This is a genomic window from Rhodococcus sp. 05-2254-5 (genome assembly GCF_002258575.1).
Classification (GTDB): domain Bacteria; phylum Actinomycetota; class Actinomycetes; order Mycobacteriales; family Mycobacteriaceae; genus Rhodococcoides; species Rhodococcoides fascians.
This window is the reverse complement of record NZ_NOZG01000002.1, coordinates 118221-136996: the sequence shown is the minus strand read 5'-3', so window position 1 is coordinate 136996 and position 18776 is coordinate 118221. Positions and strand designations below refer to the sequence as shown.

17 protein-coding genes and 2 tRNA genes are annotated in these 18776 nt (G+C 64.9%); 7 read left to right on the top strand and 12 right to left on the bottom strand.

The genetic code is table 11. The features are described from left to right. Positions 1–45 precede the first annotated feature (45 nt). A tRNA-Pro gene (locus tag CH278_RS01615) sits at positions 46–119 on the bottom strand. 169 nt (positions 120–288) lie between these two features. Here CH278_RS01615 and CH278_RS01610 point away from each other — a divergent pair. Together CH278_RS01610 and CH278_RS01605 are read left to right on the top strand one after the other, a co-directional pair. Continuing rightward, positions 289–362, top strand: a tRNA-Gly gene (locus tag CH278_RS01610). Between the two features lie 111 nt (positions 363–473). Further along, the gene (locus tag CH278_RS01605; protein WP_094621198.1) at positions 474–1241 is read left to right on the top strand and encodes a hypothetical protein; all 768 of its coding nucleotides are present in this window, start codon (positions 474–476) and stop codon (positions 1239–1241) included. Here the strand turns inward: CH278_RS01605 and CH278_RS01600 are convergent. Together CH278_RS01600 and CH278_RS01595 are read right to left on the bottom strand one after the other, a co-directional pair. Continuing rightward, positions 1238–2032, bottom strand: a complete 795-nt coding sequence (locus CH278_RS01600) for an Fpg/Nei family DNA glycosylase (RefSeq protein WP_032368209.1) — start codon at positions 2030–2032, stop codon at positions 1238–1240. The genes CH278_RS01605 and CH278_RS01600 overlap by 4 nt on opposite strands. After that, positions 2033–2512: a ribose-5-phosphate isomerase gene (locus tag CH278_RS01595; protein ID WP_032374451.1), complete on the bottom strand. Its 480-nt coding sequence runs from the start codon at positions 2510–2512 to the stop codon at positions 2033–2035. 19 nt (positions 2513–2531) lie between these two features. On the opposite strand from CH278_RS01595, the gene CH278_RS01590 reads away from it, so the two are divergent. Continuing rightward, the gene (locus CH278_RS01590; protein WP_094621197.1) at positions 2532–3191 is read left to right on the top strand and encodes a DUF429 domain-containing protein; all 660 of its coding nucleotides are present in this window, start codon (positions 2532–2534) and stop codon (positions 3189–3191) included. A 97-nt stretch (positions 3192–3288) separates the two neighbouring features. On the opposite strand, the gene CH278_RS01585 is transcribed toward CH278_RS01590, so the two are convergent. Continuing rightward, positions 3289–3906, bottom strand: a complete 618-nt coding sequence (locus CH278_RS01585; protein ID WP_032368211.1) for a mycothiol-dependent nitroreductase Rv2466c family protein — start codon at positions 3904–3906, stop codon at positions 3289–3291. A gap of 157 nt (positions 3907–4063) precedes the next feature. Between CH278_RS01585 and pepN the strand changes: the two genes are divergently transcribed. Next, positions 4064–6637 carry an aminopeptidase N gene (gene pepN / locus CH278_RS01580; RefSeq protein WP_094621024.1) on the top strand — a complete coding sequence of 858 codons (2574 nt, stop codon included), beginning with the start codon at positions 4064–4066 and terminating at the stop codon, positions 6635–6637. Positions 6638–6754: 117 nt separating this feature from the next. Here the strand turns inward: pepN and CH278_RS01575 are convergent, their stop codons facing one another. The 3 genes from CH278_RS01575 to CH278_RS01565 all read right to left on the bottom strand — a co-directional run bounded on the left by CH278_RS01575 (position 6755) and on the right by CH278_RS01565 (position 8216). Continuing rightward, positions 6755–7234, bottom strand: coding sequence for a DUF5130 family protein (locus CH278_RS01575; RefSeq protein WP_032368213.1), 480 nt, complete (start codon positions 7232–7234; stop codon positions 6755–6757). Then, entirely contained in the window at positions 7221–7472 is a 252-nt protein-coding gene (ctaJ, locus tag CH278_RS01570) for an aa3-type cytochrome oxidase subunit CtaJ (protein ID WP_027497587.1), read from the bottom strand. Before ctaJ ends, CH278_RS01575 begins: the two co-directional genes overlap by 14 nt. An 81-nt stretch (positions 7473–7553) precedes the next feature. Beyond that, the gene (locus CH278_RS01565) at positions 7554–8216 is read right to left on the bottom strand and encodes an HNH endonuclease (RefSeq protein WP_174557300.1); all 663 of its coding nucleotides are present in this window, start codon (positions 8214–8216) and stop codon (positions 7554–7556) included. Between the two features lie 231 nt (positions 8217–8447). Between CH278_RS01565 and CH278_RS01560 the strand changes: the two genes are divergently transcribed. Both CH278_RS01560 and CH278_RS01555 read left to right on the top strand, forming a co-directional pair. Next, positions 8448–9407, top strand: coding sequence for a mechanosensitive ion channel family protein (locus tag CH278_RS01560; protein WP_045841372.1), 960 nt, complete (start codon positions 8448–8450; stop codon positions 9405–9407). 50 nt (positions 9408–9457) lie between these two features. After that, complete coding sequence (locus CH278_RS01555) at positions 9458–9853, top strand: globin (RefSeq protein WP_027497590.1); 396 nt, start codon at positions 9458–9460, stop codon at positions 9851–9853. 48 nt (positions 9854–9901) lie between these two features. On the opposite strand, the gene CH278_RS01550 is transcribed toward CH278_RS01555, so the two are convergent. Then, positions 9902–10363 carry a cupin domain-containing protein gene (locus CH278_RS01550; protein WP_027497591.1) on the bottom strand — a complete coding sequence of 154 codons (462 nt, stop codon included), beginning with the start codon at positions 10361–10363 and terminating at the stop codon, positions 9902–9904. Positions 10364–10576: 213 nt separating this feature from the next. On the opposite strand from CH278_RS01550, the gene CH278_RS01545 reads away from it, so the two are divergent. Further along, positions 10577–12160 (top strand): glycoside hydrolase family 13 protein, encoded by a 1584-nt coding sequence (locus CH278_RS01545; RefSeq protein WP_094621023.1) that lies wholly within the window; start codon positions 10577–10579, stop codon positions 12158–12160. A gap of 41 nt (positions 12161–12201) precedes the next feature. On the opposite strand, the gene CH278_RS01540 is transcribed toward CH278_RS01545, so the two are convergent. The 4 genes from CH278_RS01540 to CH278_RS01525 all read right to left on the bottom strand — a co-directional run bounded on the left by CH278_RS01540 (position 12202) and on the right by CH278_RS01525 (position 18775). Next, the gene (locus tag CH278_RS01540; protein ID WP_027497593.1) at positions 12202–12891 is read right to left on the bottom strand and encodes a hypothetical protein; all 690 of its coding nucleotides are present in this window, start codon (positions 12889–12891) and stop codon (positions 12202–12204) included. Continuing rightward, a complete protein-coding gene (locus tag CH278_RS01535) occupies positions 12884–13348 on the bottom strand; it encodes an acyl-CoA thioesterase (RefSeq protein WP_045841282.1) in 465 nt (154 codons plus the stop codon). The genes CH278_RS01540 and CH278_RS01535 overlap by 8 nt, the downstream gene beginning before the upstream one ends. A gap of 42 nt (positions 13349–13390) precedes the next feature. Then, entirely contained in the window at positions 13391–18223 is a 4833-nt protein-coding gene (locus tag CH278_RS01530) for an NAD-glutamate dehydrogenase (RefSeq protein ID WP_094621022.1), read from the bottom strand. A 135-nt stretch (positions 18224–18358) separates the two neighbouring features. Beyond that, the gene (locus tag CH278_RS01525; protein WP_027497596.1) at positions 18359–18775 is read right to left on the bottom strand and encodes an acyl-CoA thioesterase; all 417 of its coding nucleotides are present in this window, start codon (positions 18773–18775) and stop codon (positions 18359–18361) included. Between the last annotated feature and the right edge of the window lies 1 nt (position 18776).

Genomic DNA, 18776 nt, shown 5'->3' with positions numbered 1-18776 from the left:
CCGCTCGCCACGAGCACGGTGAGCCGTGCCCGCGGCTCTCATTTGTCGGGGTGACAGGAATTGAACCTGCGACCCTCCGCTCCCAAAGCGGATGCGCTACCAAGCTGCGCCACACCCCGTCGTACGGACACCATTGAACAGCAACCGATAGTAGCCCCTCATGGGCGCCCCACCCATGACGTTCCGTGAGACCGGGCTCGACGGGCCGGTTTGGATCCGGCAACCGCTTTGGGTACAGTCTTGAAACGCAGGCGACGGAACTGGCGATCCCACGACTGTTGTTTGCACGCCGATGTAGCTCAATGGTAGAGCCCCTGTCTTCCAAACAGGCTACGCGAGTTCGATTCTCGTCATCGGCTCCATCGAAAGCCCCGCACTTCACGAGTGCGGGGCTTTTTCGTGTCCGCGTATCGTCGACAGTGTTCGAGTGAATCGGACGAACTGGACATGTATCGCCGATGGAAGGCTCAGAAGTGGAAATCGTCCTGATCGTCATCGTCGTGGCCGTCGTGGCACTGCTGGTGCTGCGCAGCAAGAAGAACTCCGCCGCGGCCGCGGCCACCGCACTGGCCGACGCGAAGGCCGACGCCCGCCAGTCGATCGAACGGCTGGGCGGCCAGGTGTACAACTTGGTCGGCTCCGACACCGCATCCAAGCAGGCCCTCGCCGACGCATCCGAGCGCAACATCGCAGCGGGCTCGCAGATCGACCAGGCGACGACCGTCGAGCAGGCGAGGCTGGCCAAACAGACCGCACTGGAAGGGCTCTATTACATTCGCGCCGCGCGCCTGGCGATGGGAATGGACCCGGGCCCCGAGGTACAGGGCATCGACGGCCAACAGCAGGCAGGTCGCGTCACCGAGGAACGCAAGGTCGACTTCGAGGGACGAGAGATCGCAGCCTCACCGGATCCGTCGGACCGGACCCCGAACTACTACCCCGGCGGACGAGTGGCGGGCCGACCCGTCCCCGCAGGCTGGTACTCCGAGCCGTGGTGGCGTCCGGCCTTGGTCGCCGGCGCATGGGGAATGGGCTCGATGTTCCTGTTCTCGGCGATGTTCTCCGGCATGGCCGGGGTGCCGGACGAGACTGCCGCCGGCGGCGACCTGGGTGCCGACGGTTCCGACGGGGGTGCTGGTGACGACTACAGCGGCGGCGACACGGAATACGGTGCCATCGACGACGGGGGCGGCGACATGTTCGGCGGCGACGGCGGCGGAATGGACTTCGGCGGCCTCTAGGTCGCCTGACAGACGGGGCACCAGAACAGGTTTCGCGCCTGCATCGTCGAGTGCAGGATCTCGGCTCCGCACACGCGGCACGGGAGGCCTTCCCTGCGGTAGACGTACGAACGCGGTCGGCGGGCACCGTAGGTGTCGCCGTGATCGTCCTCGGGCCTGATGGTGATGATGCGACCGCGTCGGACACCGATGGCCATGAGGTCCACGAGATCGAGCCAGATGGCGTCCCACTCGGCTCGGTCGAGGTCCTTTCCGGGGCGCATCGGGTTGATCTCGTGCCGGAAGAGGATCTCGGCGCGGTAGACGTTGCCGACGCCGGCGAGCACCTTCTGATCCATCAGCAACGTGCCGATGGCCGTGCGTGACTTGGATATTCGTGCCCAGGCCGCATCCGGGTCGGCGTCCTTGCGGAGCGGGTCCGGCCCCAGACGCGCCAGGAGGGCGTCGACCTGCTGCTCGGTGTAGATCTCGCAGGCCGTGGGGCCGCGGAGGTCGGCACCGTACTTCTCCCCCACGATGCGCAGACGCACCGCACCCACCGGATCGTCCAGTGGCACAGCGTGTTCGGTGAACTTTCCGTACAGGCCGAGGTGAATGTGCACGATCAGGTCGGATTCGTAGCGGTGCAGCAGATGCTTGCCCCACGCCTCGGCCTTCTCGAGGACGAGGCCGTCGATCAGCGCGGCACCGGAAACGAACCGTCCCTGGGGACTGCTCGCCTCCACCGGTGCCCCGCCGAACCGACGTTGATGCAACCGAGCGAGTCGGTGCAGGGTATGCCCTTCGGGCACTTACTCGGGCTTTCCCGGAACCTCGGGTGCTTCGCCGCTGCGCTCGTACTCGGACAGGATGTCGATGCGACGCTGGTGGCGCTCCTCGCCCGAGAACGGGGTGCCGAGGAACGCGTCGACGATGGCAAGTGCTTCGGGCAACGTGTGCATGCGGCCGCCGATGCCGATGAGCTGCGCATCGTTGTGTTCGCGAGCCAACTTTGCCGTCTCGACGCTCCACGCGAGGGCACAGCGTGCGCCCGGCACCTTGTTCGCGGCGATCTGCTCGCCGTTTCCGGATCCGCCGAGCACGAGGCCGCGACTGCCCGGATCGGCGACGACGCGACGTGCTGCGTCGATGCAGAAGGCCGGGTAGTCGTCGACCGGGTCGTAGTCGAACGCACCGCAGTCGACGGGCTCGTGCCCGGTTGCCGTCAGGTGTTCGATGATCTGATTCTTGAACTCGAGGCCGGCGTGGTCGGCACCCAGGTATACGCGCATGCCTAGAGTCTGACAGGTGATGTCACGAGCCGAGAAATTCGCCGGTGTCGACGGCGCGAAGGGTGCGTGGGTGGTCGCATTGTTCGACGGCACGAGAGTGACGTGGACGGCCTGCTCCTCCGTCTCCGACGTGTTGGAGCACACCCGAGACTGCGCGCGAGTGGGCGTCGACATGCCGCTGTCGCTACCCGTGGACGGTTATCGCGTCAGCGAACTGGAGGCGAAGAAGTTCCTGGGGACGGCGCGCAGTTCGATCTTTCACACCCCGGTCGCGGATGTTCTGGGCGCGGTGTCGTACGAACAGGCGTGCTCGATCTCGCGGTCGAAGACCGGCAAGGCAATCAGTAAACAAACGTGGCACATCTTGCCCGCGGTCCGGGCGTGGCGAGATTCGGACTTCGATCCGGAACGGTACGTCGAAGTGCATCCCGAATGCTCGTTCAGGGCGATGTCACCGACCACGGTCTACGCATCGAAGAAGACCGGCCGCGGCGTCGGGCAACGGTTGGCCGCACTGACACGATGGACCGGGGCTCTCGACCTGGACGAGCTGCCGAACGGGCCGCTCGTCGACGACGTCCTCGATGCCGCAGTAGCGGCGTGGTCGGCCAGGCGCTTCCATCTCGGCGAGCATCTGACGTTCGGCACCGACAGCGGCTCAGATCGAATCGTCGCCTGATCCCCCGTGCGCGAACTAGCCCCTCATGCGTGAACTGGCCCCTCGTGCGTGAAAGCTCGGCTCCTGCTACGAGTTTCCACGCACGAGGGTCACGCGATCAGTCGAACTGCGGGTCCTCGTTGCGGGTGCGCTTGAGCTCGTAGAAGTGCGGGTACGCCGCGAAGATCACCGAGGCGTCCCACAACTTGCCTGCCTCTTCACCGCGTGGAATCCGCGAGAGCACAGGGCCGAAGAACGCCACGCCGTTGACGTGAATGGTGGGAGTGCCCACATCGGGGCCGACCTTGTCCATTCCTGCGTGGTGGCTGGTGCGCAGGTCCTCGTCGTAATCGGTGCTCTCGGCTGCCGAGGCGAGATCGGCGGGCAAGTCGAGTTCGGCCAAGGACTCTCGGATGACGACGTCGAAATCCTTGTTGCCCTCGTTGTGGATTCGCGTGCCCATGGCCGCGTACAGCGGCGCGAGGATCTCGTCGCCGTTGCTCTTCGCCGCGGCGATCGCCACCCGCACCGGACCCCACGCCTTCTTCATCATCGCGGCGTACTCCTCGGGCAGGTCGCGGCCCTCGTTGAGGACGGCCAAGCTCATGACGTGGAAGTTGACGTCGATGTCGCGCACCTGCTGGACCTCGAGAATCCAACGTGAGGTGATCCAGCACCATGGGCACAGCGGGTCGAACCAAAAATCAGCGGTGTCTTTCTGTCCTGAACCGGCCACTGTCTGCTCCTCGAAAGTCGATGTCGCTGTCTCTTCATGTCGTAACACCCGGCCACCGCGCGGACATTCCACGCGACCCGTCAGCCAGCGCGCGACACGGCGGACGTGATGGGATGGACGGCACTACCCATAACTACACGAAGAGGTGTCGACTGAAGTGGTTGCTCCCAACCTGACGCGTGACCAAGCCTCCGAGCGCTCGGCGATCATCGGGGAAACGAAGTACGCGATCGTTCTCGATCTCACCGACGGCGAGGGCAATCCCGGCGAGAAGACGTTCCGCTCGCTCACCACCATCACGTTCGCCGCGACCGCCGGAGCGTCGACTTTCGTGGACATCGTCGCAGGCACCATCCGGTCGGCGACGCTCAACGGCACAGCGCTCGACACGACGAACTACGACGAGTCGACGGGGCTGGCTCTGGTCGATCTCGCCGAACACAACGAACTCGTGGTCGATGCCGACTGCGTCTACTCGCACACCGGCGAAGGCCTGCACCGTTTCGTCGATCCGTCGGACGGTTCGGTGTACCTGTACTCGCAGTTCGAGACTGCGGACGCCAAGCGCATGTTCGCGTGCTTCGATCAACCCGATCTCAAGGCCACGTTCGACCTGAAGGTCACCGCTCCCGAGAGCTGGACCGTCATCTCCAACGCAGCGCACGGTGCCGAGCCGGCCGCAGGTGAGCACGTGTTCGACACGACGCCGCTGATGAGCACATACCTGGTTGCTCTGATCGCCGGTCCCTACGCCGAGTGGACCGATTCGTACACCGACGATCACGGCACCATCCCTCTCGGAATCTACTGCCGCGCATCCCTTGCCGAACACATGGATGCCGAGCGACTGTTCACCGAGACGAAGCAGGGTTTCGGTTTCTACCACGAGAACTTCGGCACCCCGTATGCGTTCGGCAAGTACGACCAGCTGTTCGTGCCCGAATTCAACGCCGGAGCCATGGAGAACGCCGGGGCCGTCACGTTCCTCGAGGATTACGTCTTCCGGTCCAAGGTGACGCGGTACTCCTACGAGCGACGCGCCGAGACCGTGCTGCACGAGATGGCGCACATGTGGTTCGGCGATCTGGTGACGATGACGTGGTGGGACGACCTGTGGCTCAACGAGTCGTTCGCGACGTTCGCCTCCGTGTTGTGCCAGTCCGAGGCGACCGAGTACACCAACGCGTGGACGACGTTCGCCAACGTCGAGAAGGCCTGGGCATACCGACAGGACCAGCTGCCCTCGACGCACCCCATCGCCGCGGACATCCCCGACCTGGCCGCCGTGGAGGTCAACTTCGACGGCATCACGTACGCCAAGGGTGCCAGCGTGCTCAAGCAGCTGGTTGCGTACGTCGGTAAGGAAGACTTCCTGGCCGGGTTGCGGGCCTACTTCGTCGATCACGCCTTCGCCAACGCAACGTTCTCGGATCTGCTTGCGGCACTGGAGAAGTCATCGGGTCGCGATCTCTCCGATTGGGGTGCGCAGTGGCTGCGGACCACCGGCCTGAATACTCTGAGCCCCGATTTCGACGTCGACTCGGAGGGCAGGTTCACCCGGTTCGCAGTGTCGCAGACCGGCGCAGCACCGGGCGCGGGCGAGCATCGCGTACACCGCATCGCAATCGGCATCTACGACGACGTCGACGGCAAGTTGGTGCGTACCGACCGCGTCGAGCTGGACCTCGATGCTGCCGAATCGACGAATGTCGAAGCGCTCGTAGGTGTATCGCGCGGCAAGCTCGTGCTGGTCAACGACGACGACCTGACGTATTGCGCAGTGCGGCTCGATCCGGATTCGCTCGGTGTTCTCGTCGATCGGATCGGCGACATCGCCGAGTCGCTCCCCCGCACTCTCGCCTGGTCGGCCGCATGGGAAATGACTCGGTCCGCCGAGATGAAGGCACGCGACTTCGTGGCTCTGGTCCAGCGCGGAATCGGTAGCGAGACCGAAGTGGGTGTGGTGCAACGCCTTCTGCTCCAGGCGCAGACGGCTGTCACCAGCTACGCCGATCCGGCGTGGGCGGCAGAACACGGAGTCCCGGAGTTCGCCGACGCAGTGCTCGAGCTGGCCCGCGGTGCCGAGTCGGGCTCGGATCACCAGTTGGCGTTCGTCAACGCCCTCACCGGTACCGAACTCAGCGAGCGCCATGTCGAGGTATTGCGCGCTCTCCTGGACGGTGACGCCCAGGGGCAGTCCTTGGCCGGACTCGACATCGATACGGATCTGCGGTGGCGCATCGTCACCGCCCTTGCGGCGGCCGGAGCCATCGATGCCGACGGGCTCGATTCGCCGGTCATCGACGCCGAAGCCGAGAAGGACAACACCGCCGCCGGAGCGCGGTCGGCTGCCGCTGCACGAGCTGCGCGTCCCAGTGCCGAGGTGAAGGAGCGGGCATGGACGACCGTCGTCGACGACGACGCGGTTCCGAACATCACGGCGCGGTCGATCATCGGTGGTTTCGCGGGCCCCGGCCAGGGCGAGCTGCTCGAGCCGTACGTCGACCGCTACTTCGAGGCGATCGACGGCGTGTGGGCTCGTCGATCGAGTGAAGTCGCACAGACCGTCGTGGTGGGCCTCTACCCCTCGTGGTCGATCAGCGAGCAGTCGTTGGCCGCAGCCGACAGGTTCCTCGATGGCGATCTTCCACCCGCTCTGCGCCGACTGGTGATCGAAGGCCGCGCCGGAGTCGTTCGGGCACTCGCGGCCCGGGCATACGACGCCAGCTGATCGCAGGTACACATACGACGAGGGCCGGTTGCGTCTCACCCGCGAAGGTGAGATGCAGCCGGCCCTCGTCGTCGCCGGGACCGCCGGCCGAGAACTACGGGGATGGAGCGCGACGAGCTACGGCGCGAGGATGGATGCCGCCATCACGCGGACCGAGGTCACGAGACCGTCGATGAGGTTGCCGTCGCGGAACGGGCCGAGCGCAGCGGTGACGCCGAGCTGAGCAACCCGATCGGTAGCACGGTTCGAGACCCGCTTTCCGGTGCGGATCTCGAGCGCGTGCCGGTTGGGGTCGACAGCGATCAGAACCGAACGAATCGCATCGGGGGTGCCGGGGAATACCGAATCCGCTCCCGCAGCCGGATCGACTCCCAGGTCACCGACGTAGATGTTGAACCGAATCTTCGTCTTCCGGGTCGCCTCGCTCAGTGCGTCGTCGAGCGCGACCAGATCCTGCGTCGCGAAAGGCAGGTGCTCCGGGCTCGGCGTGCCGAACTCGTGTGCCACCGATACGCGACCACTCGCCGTCAGCGCAGCCCCGAACGGCAGGTCCTCTTCTCGGATGTCACCGCCACGTACCAGTTCACCACTTGCCACTTGCAGCACCTCCGATCGAATCGGCTGTGTCCGCGTCGTGCGATCCGTGGCCTCCGAACGGAGTCACCTCGTCCGTAGCGCTCCACAGCAATGGCTCGCGCGTCCACTCGTCCGTCAGCCGGTACGGAGCGACGTCCATCCCCGGCTGCTTGTCGGTCAAGTAGGACAGCGCGCCGACGATTCCGATCACCGCAACCGGAATCACCCCGAATATCAGCGTGGTCTCCAAAATGCTCACGGGGTGTGACGTTAGTCGACAATTGCCCGTCGGACCACGTCGGGGCCGGTGTTGTGACCGAAAAGAGCCAACGGCCGACAGTCAGGCAGCACCTTCACCGAGGTATGCCAACCAGCTCGGGTCCAACTCCTTCGTAGTCGCCAGCAGACGCCAGTGCGGGCCCTTCGGCGGTACGAGCTGGGCTCGCAACGTCCACCCGATCTCACTGAGCAGCTTGTCCGCCTTGCGGTGATTGCAGGAGGCGCAGCACGCCACGCAGTTCTCCCACGAGTGGCCGCCGCCGCGGCTGCGAGGCACGACGTGATCGACGGTCTCGGCCTTGCTGCCGCAATAGGCGCAGCGGAATCTGTCGCGATGCATCAGTGCCGCGCGCGTCATCGGCACCCGCGCTCGATAGGGAACGCGGACGAACGTCCGCAACCGAATCACCGACGGCACCTGGACGGAGTAATCGGCCGACCGGATGAACGGCCCCTCCGGATCGTCGTGGATCACGTCGGCCTTGCCGCAAACGAGAAGAACCACCGCCCGGCGCATCGGAAGCGCGGTCAGTGGTTCGAAAGTTGCGTTGAGGAGCAGCACACGGCGCTTGACCCACGCCGGCACGGCGTCGTCGCCCGTGGCGTTGTGGGCCGTCGGCACCACGCGCAGCGGAGAAGCCCCCGAGGCCGTCTCACGCTGGTCGTGCGTGGTGCGGCCCTCAGTGGGCGGGAGTTGTCGGTGGCGGTGTTGAGAGTTCTTCATGCATTACTCCAGGGAGTGTCGGCGCCCGCGCATGGCTTGCGTGGAACACGGTTCACAGTGGAACACGAATACACCGCCCGCGCACAGCCTTTTTCTGCGCATTTTCTGTTGCCGATCGGTGAACATTCCGGTTTCCGATCGGCGAGTTCGAGGATCGATACCGCTATGCGCTGCGTGACTGGCAAGATTTCTGTGTCTCCGTAGACTTTTCGGGTGGCTGTATCAACCCTTCTGTCCGTATCGCCGTTACCCGAACCTTCGCTGCTGCGAGAGCTCGACACCCGAGCATTCGAACTGACCGACACCGGACGCGACTGGCTGGTCGACCGTCCGTTGCAGATCCTCGGATATCTGGTTCTGGCGATCGTGCTCAGGCTCGTGTTGCACCGAATGATCGACCGCTTCACTCGACACGACGCCGGCCGATCACCTGCACTTCTCCGGCCGTTACGCGACCGGTCCTCGGGAACGGTGAAGGGCGAGATACTCAACGAACGGCGCAGACAGCGGGCCAACACGATCGGTTCGGTACTCCGATCTGCGGTGTCGGTCATGATCCTGACCTGGTTCGTGCTGTCGGTGCTCGACGTCGTGGGTGTGAACGTCGCCCCGTTCATCGCGTCGGCGGGGATCGTCGGTGTCGCCCTCGGTTTCGGTGCGCAGAACCTGGTCCGCGACTTCCTGTCCGGAATCTTCATGCTTCTCGAGGATCAGTACGGGGTCGGCGACGTCGTCGATCTCGGTGAGGCGATCGGCACGGTCGAAAGCGTGGGATTGCGCGTCACCACGATCAGAGATGTCAACGGCACCGTGTGGTACTGCCGAAACGGTGAAGTTCTGCGGGTGGGCAACATGAGCCAAGGGTTCGCGGTAGCTGTCCTCGACCTCCCCGTCTCCCACACGGCCAACATCGACGAGGCCTGCGCGGTGGCCGAGAGAACCACCAACGAGGTCGTGGACTCCGGCGACTTCGACAGTGACATCCTCGAACCCCCGGAGATGCTCGGCGTCAATGCCGTCAGCGCCGATACCGTGACCATCCGAATCACGATCAAGACCCGACCCGGCCGCCAATGGGCAGTGCAGCGTCGCCTCCACCGCGACATCCTGCAGTCGTTCGACGATGCCGGTATCAAAGCCCCGTATGCGCTGGGCCGTCCGGGTGGGGTTGCAGTCGAGAGCAGCAGCTGAGGGACAATGAGCGTGACCGACGCCGACGAGGAACGAACAGAGAGAGTGTGATGACCGAACCGCAACAGACGTTCTACGACGCGGTCGGCGGTGCGGAGACGTTCCGGTTGCTCACGGCGAAGTTCTACGAGGAAGTGGCCAAGGACGAGATCGTGCGGCCCCTGTATCCCGAGGAGGACCTGGCACCGGCCGAACGGCGGATGCGAATGTTCCTCGAGCAGTACTGGGGCGGGCCTCGTACGTACTCCGACGAACGTGGTCATCCACGACTGCGGATGCGGCACAACCCGTTTCGGATCGGGCCGCTCGAACGTGACGCCTGGCTTCGATGCATGCACATCGCGATCGCCTCGATCGACCCGGCCGTCCTGGATTCTGCGCACCGAACGCAACTCGTCGACTACATGGAGATGGCCGCCAATTCGATGATGAACTCGGCAATCTGAGAGCTACGGCGTCACGTTCTACAGCGTTACCAACTACAGCGTCACGAACTACAGCGATGCGCCTCGCCGCGGGCCCGCTGCGCCACCTCTGAGGCGGCCGAGCCTGCGGCGGAGCGAGCCGGCTACCCCGAGCACGAAGCTCAGCGGCGCGGGCAGGTGCTGCCGCAAGATGGCGTGCTTACGCACGTAGTTGTCGACGCGCCATTCCGACCAGGTGCCGGCGCGGAACAACGCCGCATCGCCGGGGACCAGAGTCCGGGGCGCGTGATCTTCGCTGGACACCACGACCGACCCGTCCATGATGTGGACGATCTCGTCGACCGCGAAGTACCACCGAAAGCGTCCGGCCGTGCAATCCCACACATTGGTGGTCGTGGTGCCGTCGGTACTCCTGGACCACTCCGCGACGCGAGCCCGCGGGTTTCCTTCGAGGATCCACGTGGGTTCGATAGGACTGTCGGAGAGCGAAACATCTTCCAGCCGCACGGCTTCTATGGTCGAGGTTCTCATGGTGTCGTCGCGTCCTCACCGTCGGGCGCGGCGCCGGCCGCTGCACGTTTTACGTTGCAGAACATACAACACTTTCCAAACGTGCGGATACGTGTCGGTCATGTGAATGAGCACAATCCTTTACCTTCGGATCGACCGCCAGTGCAGGGTGCCGGGTGCACCCCAGCGCCCTCGAATCGTTCGCAGCTCATTCGTTTGGCACTATTGCCAGTTGTGACCGATCCGATCGAAAGCACCGAGTTGTCGTGGTGGCAGGACGCCGTCTTCTACCAGATCTATCCCCGGTCGTTCGCAGATGCGAACGGTGACGGAATCGGTGATCTCGACGGCATCAGAGACAAGCTCGGCTACCTCGAATTGCTCGGTATCGACGCCATCTGGATCGGACCGATCACGCGGTCGCCCATGGCCGATCACGGCTACGACGTTTCCGATCCCCGAGACATCGACCCCATGTTCGGCAGTCTCGAGATCTTCGACGCGTTGCTCGACGAGGCGCACGCCCGCGACATCAAGGTCACGATGGATCTGGTGCCCAATCACACCAGTGACCAACACCGGTGGTTCCAGGCGGCTCTGAACGCCCCTCGTGGCAGCGCCGAGCGAGCGCGCTACATCTTTCGCGACGGGCTCGGCGACGACGGTTCGCAGCCGCCGAACAACTGGCCGAGCATCTTCGGGGGTCCCGCCTGGACGCGAGTCGACGAGAGGGACGGCTCCCCCGGTCAGTGGTACCTGCACATCTTCGCGCCCGAACAACCGGACCTGAACTGGGACAACCCCGAGGTCTTCGACGACTTCGCGCGCACCCTTCGGTTCTGGCTGGACCGAGGCGTCGACGGATTTCGACTCGACGTCGCCCACGGCATGGCAAAACCTGCCGAGCTGGCCGACATGAGCCTCGAGTTCAACGCACTGATGAAGAACGACGACGACGATCCCCGGTTCAACAACCCCCGAGTCCACGAACTGCACCGCCGCATCAGAGCCGTCATGAACGAATACCCCCACGCGGTGACGGTCGGCGAGATCTGGGTCCAGGACAACGTCCGGTTCTCCGAATACATCCGCCCCGACGAGCTGCACCTGGGCTTCAACTTCCGCTTGGCCAGTGTCGATTTCGACGCCGAGACCATCCGCGATGCGATCTCCAACTCGCTCGCGGCCGTCGAACTGGTCGGCGGCACCCCGACGTGGACACTGTCGAACCACGACGTCGAACGCGAGGTTACCAGATACGGCGACGGAGACCTGGGCTACCACCGGGCCCGGGCCATGATTCTCGTCGAATTGGCCCTTCCTGGAACAATTTTCGTATACAACGGTGCCGAGCTCGGGCTACCGAACGTGCAGCTGCCCGACAGCGCCCTGCAGGACCCGGTGTGGGAGCGGTCCGGGCACACCGAGCGCGGACGCGACGGCTGCCGAGTCCCCATGCCGTGGGAGGGTGATGCCCCTCCGTTCGGGTTCTCCACCACCGATCGCACCTGGTTGCCGATGCCGCCGGAGTGGAAGGGGCTGACCGCCGAGGCGCAGCTCGAAGAGGTCGATTCGATGCTCAGCCTGTACCGCACGGCGTTCGAATTGCGCACCCTGCGGCCGGAGTTCACCGGCGGCGGAATCGATTGGTACGGTGCCCCTCCCGGGTGCCTGGCCTTCCGGCGCCGCGGGGGCTTGATCTGCGCCCTCAACGCCTCCGACGAGTCGATCCCACTCCCACCCGGCGAAGTGTTGCTGACCAGCACTCCGCTGGTCGACGGGATGCTTCCCGCGAACGCGGCCGCCTGGCTCGTCTGAGCCGGCCGGCCGGCTCGTCCGAACCGGCCGACCGGCCACGCTCAGCGTTCGACGGTGAGCGACAACTGTTGGCCCGGGCGGCGAACGAACACCGACCCGAACCTGGCATCGAGGCGCAACCACACCTTGGTGGCGCGTACTCGTACCACCTCTGCGGCGGCGATCCTCTCCGGGTCGACGTCGATCGTCAACGGATCGTTACCGTCGTGCGGCACGAAACCCATTGCGGTCAAGGCGAATACGGTGCGCATGGTGACCGAGACGTCGTCGCCGTCACCGGTCACGTGCAACACCTGCTGTTCGAGCAACGAGCTCGGCGGCCCGTGACTGCTGCCGTGTTCCTTCGCCAGTGCCGCACCGCGCTGTGCGAGTCCGATGAGCACCCGCGCGGGGACGTCGTCGAGATGCTCGAATCCGCTGTCGGGAGGAAGGGTGCCACGCCAGGCGGAGTCCATCGAGAAACCCGGGTCGATCACGCCGTCGTCCGCGTTCTGCAGAGCGGACACCAACACATCGGCACCCGCACTGGTGTCGTCGGGCACGATGGTTCCCGCAATCACCCGCGCGGCGAGCGCATCGAAACCGGTTGCCGCCCAACACGACACGCCCCCGCCGGCCCGAGTGCGCAACCGAACGACAGCAGCCTCGTCCAAGCGCAATGCCCTGCTGCAGAACGTCTGGAGGTTCTCCCGCTCGACCGCATCGGGAACGGTCAGAACGCGCTCATACACGCTGCCAACTCACCAGGAACTCGCGCTCGGCGGGAGTGAGCCGACGCAGTCGCTGCGCATCGATGTCGAACGCCGCGATCTGCGTCGACGCCACCACCGCTGCCGGCGTATCCAGCGACGCCCCGCGTGCCCGCACCTCGTACCCCACGACGAAGTCCACCGCGCGGACCGCATCGATCCACATGAAGACGTCGAGGGGTCCGTCCTCGTGTCGCAGCTGCCCGCGATACTTCACGTGCAGATCGGCAATGACGGCACCGTGACGCAGATTCGCAGTCGGCCTGCCGTCCACCAGCAGCCACGGGATCCGCGCCTCTTCGAGCAACGTCACCATTCGCGCGTGGTTGATGTGTTGATACACATCCATATCCGACCACCGCACATCCACAGCGGCGTGAAAGCCCACCCGCTCGGTGGCGGGTCGTTTGTCGGACAGATGGTCGTCGGGCACACTCACGCGGTCACTACCTCTTCTCGATCGAACGAAAGTTCCATGCTGTCAGGGAACCATGTTTCTCACCTGCCGGGCGGCAACCGAGAGTGTCGCCAGGTCCAGCGTCCCCGTCTCGGCGATCTCGGTGAGCGCTGCACGCGAGCGGGCCAACCGCGACGAATTGGTCGATTCCCATTCGGCGATCTTCTCCGTGACCGACTCGTCCGGTTCGCCCGCGGCCAACACGGCCTTGGTGATTCCGCGAAGGGAGGCGTACAGATCGTCACGAAGAGCCAAGCGCGCCAACGAATGCCATCGATCGCCGCGGGCAAGCTTCGAGACCGCAGTGAGCAACCAGTCGATGCCGATGTGCGCGTCGAGCGCGAAGTAGAGCTCGGCCACCTCCGCTCCGTCCCGGTCGACGATGTCGGCGATATCGATGATGTCGAGCAGGCAGTACACGTCGAGCAAGCCGTAGATCCGTCGTGCCAGCTCGGCCGGAGCACCTCGTTCCATCGCGGCCCCCGAACGCCGGTCCAAATCGACCGCCTGGTGACCGGAGATCCACGACGCGACCCGCGGCTGCAGAGCGCGAACCTGCCCGGCGTAGCGACTGATCTCGGCCCCGACCGCCAACGGCTGCGGCCGATTGGCCAACAGCCACCGGGATACTCGATCGAGCATGCGACGCGATTCGAGCAGCAGCTCGGCGGACACTGCGGTGGGTACGTCGGCCGCCCGAATCGAATCCCACACCTCGTCGAGGCCGAAGATTTCGGTGGCCGCGGCGAATGCCCGGATGGCGTCTGTGCCTGCAGCACCGGAGTCCTCGGTCAACCGATACGGGTAGGTGATTCCGCCACAGTCGATGGCCTCGTTGGCGAGCGTCGTCGCCACCAGTTGACGCCGTAGCGGATGCGCCTTGATGGCATCTGCGTACGGATCCCGCAGTGGCTCGGGGAAATACTTGGGTAGCCGGGGGGCGAAGACGTCGCTGTCGGGAAGCTCGCTGTCGAGCAGTTCAGCTTCCAGTGCCAATTTCACGTGCGCCATCAACGTCGCGAGTTCCGGCGACGTCAGTCCACGCCCGTCTTGCTTGCGACGACGGAGATCGGCCTCGGTGGGCAGAGCCTCGAGCTCCCGGTCGAGCCCTCGACGCGTCTCCAGATCCTCGATGACCCGACTGTGCACCGTCACCAGATGTGGTGCGTCGAATCTGGACGTACCGAGCAACTCGTTCTGCATGATGTTGTCCCACAACACCAATCGCCCGACCTCGTCGGTCATGGACGCAAGCAGCTCATCGCGGTCTTCGCGCGCCAGGTTTCCGTTGGTGATGGCAGTCTCGAGCAGGATCTTGATGTTGACTTCGTGATCGGAACAGTCGACGCCCGCCGAGTTGTCGACGGCGTCGGTGTTGATCTTGCCGCCGGCTGCGGCGTACTCGATCCTGCCCAGTGCGGTGGCACCGAGGTTTCCGCCCTCCCCCACCACGGCCGCCCGCACATCCACGCCGTCGACCCGCACTGCGTCGTTGGCCTTGTCGCCGACTTCGGCGTTGCTCTCACTGGATGCCTTGATGTAGGTGCCGATTCCGCCGTTCCACAGCAGATCGGCGGGGGCCTTGAGGATCGCGTTCACCAACTCGGGTGGTGACAGTGCAGCAACCGATTCGTCCAACCCGAGGGCCGAACGTGCTGCGGCGCTGATGGGTACGGATTTGCGGGTCCGCTCCCACACCCCTCCGCCGGCACTGATGAGCGAGGTGTCGTAGTCCGCCCACGACGACCGCGGCAGGGCGAACAAGCGCTCCCGCTCGACGAACGACGACTCCCGATCGGGATCGGGGTCGAGAAAGATGTGCCGGTGGTCGAACGCCGCGAGCAAGCGAATGTGCCGGCTCAGCAGCATGCCGTTACCGAATACGTCTCCGCTCATGTCGCCGACGCCGACGACCGTGAAATCCTGACTCTGCGTGTCGATTCCGAGCTCACGGAAGTGCCGCTTGACGCTCTCCCACGCACCCTTCGCGGTGATTCCCATGGCTTTGTGGTCGTATCCGGCGGATCCACCGGACGCGAACGCGTCACCGAGCCAGAATCCGTACTCGGCAGCGATGCCGTTGGCCATGTCGGAGAAGGTCGCGGTGCCCTTGTCCGCCGCGACGACGAGGTAGGTGTCGTCTCCGTCGCGGCGCACCACCCCGGTAGGTACCGATACCGACCCGGTAGCGCGGTCGAGATTGTCGGTGATGTCAAGCAACCCGGCGATGAACAGTCGGTAGCAGGCTTTGCCTTCCTCGGCGTATGCCTGCCGATCTCGGTCGGCTTCACCGGTGGTCACCGGAGGACGCTTGACGACGAATCCACCCTTGGCCCCGACGGGCACGATGACTGCGTTCTTGACCATCTGAGCCTTGGCGAGCCCGAGAATCTCCGTCCGGAAGTCCTCCCGTCGATCGGACCAGCGCAACCCGCCTCGGGCCACCGCACCGAACCTCAGATGCACCCCCTCGACGCGCGGGGAGTACACGAAGATCTCGAACGTGGGCTTCGGTTTGGGCAGCTCTGCGATGGATTGCGGGTCGAACTTGAGCGAGAGGTACGGGCGATGTGCACCGTCGGATCCCACCACGAAGTGGTTGGTGCGCAACGTCGCTCGAATGAGCTCGAACATACTGCGCAGAATGCGGTCGGCATCGAGGCTGACGACCTCGTCGATCAGCTCGCCGAGCTGGGTTCCGATGGCCTGCGCGTCCGCCTCGGCACTGGTCTCGGGGTCGAACTGCGCCTCGAACAGTCCGACGAGCAGCCGCGCGGTACGCGGATGCGCCAGGAGGACGCCCTCAATGTTGAACTGACTGTAGGGAAAACCCGCCTGCCGCAGGTACTTGGCGTATGCACGCAACACCACGGCCTGCCGCCAGTGCAGACCTGCACGCATCACCAGTTCGTTGAAACGATCCGCTTCTGCCGCGCCGCTCCACACGGCCGCGAATGCGTCGGTGAATCGATGCTGGACCCGGCTCTCGCGATCGGCCGTGCCTGCCTCGGACAGCTCGGCGTCGAGGTCCCCGTCGATGGCCGAGCGCAACATCTCACGCGAGGCAGAGAGACCGAAATCGTATATCCAGCAAGACATTCCGTCCGGACGCACCACCGGGTACGGCCGCTCGTCGTCGACCTCCACACCGAGACTCTGCAGAATGGGCAACACCTGGGACAGTGATACGCCCGCACCGCCGATGTACAGCGAGAAGCGCCAACTCCCCACGGCCGAACGCTCGTTTCGGTAGAGCTGCATGTCGATCGCTTCGTCGCCGAGTGCTTCGAGGCGGGCAATGTCCGTGACGGCCCTGGCCGGACTGAAGTCCTGCTTGTACGCCTCGGGAAAAGCCTCGGTGTAGCGCTGAATGCGCGCCGGGTCGACGGCTCGGTCGAGGGACACGGCGTCACCCAACGAGTCCTCCCACGTCCGGGTGGTCTCGGTCAGCGCCGCTTCGATCCGGGTGATGTCGTCGGCGGACAGGTGGGGAGAGACGGTGCCCGGTGCGCGGCGCACCGTCACGTGCAGCAGCGCGAGATCCGATTCGGTGACGCGTGCGGTGTAGTCGAGCGAGGTGCCACCGAGCTCTCGGAGCAGTCGGTCCTGGATCGCGAGTCGGACGCGAGTGGTGTAGCGATCTCGCGGCAGGTACACCAGAGCACTGACGAAGGACCCACTCGCATCGGGTCGCACGAACAGCTTGACCTTGCGCCGGCGACCCAGCGCCAGAACAGCACTCGCCGTTTCGAACAGCCACGAAGCAGAGGTCGCGAACAGTTCCGACCGCGGCATCGACTGCAGCACCTCGAGCATGGCCTGGCCGGAGAAGGACCCGAGATCATGGCCGGCCTTGGCGATCACCGACCGCACTCGACGCTCGATCACCGGAATGTCGAGGACGTTCTCGTGCAGCGCGGTGACGGTGAAGACTCCGACGAATCGATGCTCGGCGGAGTCGTCGGCGTCGATCACACTGACGAAATAGGGGTAGACAGCACGATGAACCGTGGCGGGGTTCGGACCCTGCGTCAGAGCAACCAGGTCGCGCTCACCGACCGGTTCGGGTCCGTCTCCATGTTGACCGGCATCGCGCAGCACACCCAGGCTGCTCGATTCCACACCCGTTGCGGTTCGGTCACCGTCGCTACCGTCGATCGTGTATCTGCGGTAACCCAGCAAGGTGTAATGGCCGTCGCCCAGCCAACGCAGCAAGGCAGCCGCATCCCGGTGTGCGACGGCTGGTTCGGAGTCGGTGTCGCCGGACGTCGCGGCGACACCGTCCAACCGATCGGCCACGGCAGCCTGCACGCGACGCATCTCGTCGGTGTCGCCGACGACCTGACGCACATCGGCGAGTACTCGACTCGTCTCCTCTTCCAACTGCGCGACGGCATCGTCGGAGGTGGACGGGTGCAGCTGCACGTGTATCCAGGATTCGGCGATGCCGGCCGAGCTCAGCCCGACGAGCACTCCCTCTGCGTTCCGATCGACGGTGAGGATGGGATGAACCACGTCGGTGTATTCGATGCCGAGACGCGAGAGCAGCGACATGATCGATTCGACCAGCAACGGCATATCGTCGGTGACGATTTGTAGGTAGCTTCCCGCTACCTGCTGTGCTGCAGATTCGTTCGGTCGGTGGACCGCCACATTCGCCGTCCCCGGCAGCCGCTCTGCGGCGAGCCGAACGTGCCGCCGAAAAGAGGCGATGTCGGGGGTATGCGCGGACACTGCGACCGCAGTGGCGTCGGTGTGCTCGAAATACTCCGTACGCAATGTCGCCAACTCGGCCACAAGCCTGTCGTCGAGCCCGTCGGCCCAGTCGTCGTCGGTCAGGTCAAGCGAGCGTGACATTGTTTTCGAGTACTCCCTCGTGAGGATTTCCCGACGCCCGCCGATCGCCGGTCGTCGATGACCCCTCGACCCTAGTGCGGGTGCCCCCACAACCGCAGAGATCTCGGGAACCAGCGCGTCAGGCCGATCCGGCAGTCACGACGAATCGCTGTGGAGATACTCGCTCAGTGCAGTTCGTTCGTGTTCGCGCAGCGGCCTGGACGAGGAGGTGTCGAGGTCGAAGGCCACCATCAGTGCCTCCGCGTCTGCACACACCGTTCCGTTTCGATCGGTGACGACGTGCCGGACGCCGTACGAGGTGGTTCCGATACGAGTGATCCACAGCTCGATCACCAGCGGGCCGGAGTCGTCCAGGATCGGGTGCAAGAAGTTGGTGGTCAACGTACGAACCACCACCGCGCCGCGACCTTTCGAGCCCCCGAGGACCGCGTTCAGAAACTGAACGCGGCCTTCCTGGAGGTACTCGACGAACCGGGTGTTGTTGACGTGCCCGAGGCGGTCGGAATCGCCCCACCGCACCTGAAGTGTGCAGGTGAAGGTCTGTGCCGACATG

Coding starts and splice junctions, on each gene's coding strand:
- CH278_RS01595 (WP_032374451.1), bottom strand. CDS start 2,512: ATGCGCGTATACCTGGGTGCCGACCACGCCGGCCTCGAGTTCAAGAAT.
- CH278_RS01590 (WP_094621197.1), top strand. CDS start 2,532: ATGTCACGAGCCGAGAAATTCGCCGGTGTCGACGGCGCGAAGGGTGCG.
- CH278_RS01565 (WP_174557300.1), bottom strand. CDS start 8,216: ATGAAGAACTCTCAACACCGCCACCGACAACTCCCGCCCACTGAGGGC.
- CH278_RS01555 (WP_027497590.1), top strand. CDS start 9,458: ATGACCGAACCGCAACAGACGTTCTACGACGCGGTCGGCGGTGCGGAG.
- CH278_RS01550 (WP_027497591.1), bottom strand. CDS start 10,363: ATGAGAACCTCGACCATAGAAGCCGTGCGGCTGGAAGATGTTTCGCTC.
- CH278_RS01530 (WP_094621022.1), bottom strand. CDS start 18,223: ATGTCACGCTCGCTTGACCTGACCGACGACGACTGGGCCGACGGGCTC.
- CH278_RS01525 (WP_027497596.1), bottom strand. CDS start 18,775: ATGTCGGCACAGACCTTCACCTGCACACTTCAGGTGCGGTGGGGCGAT.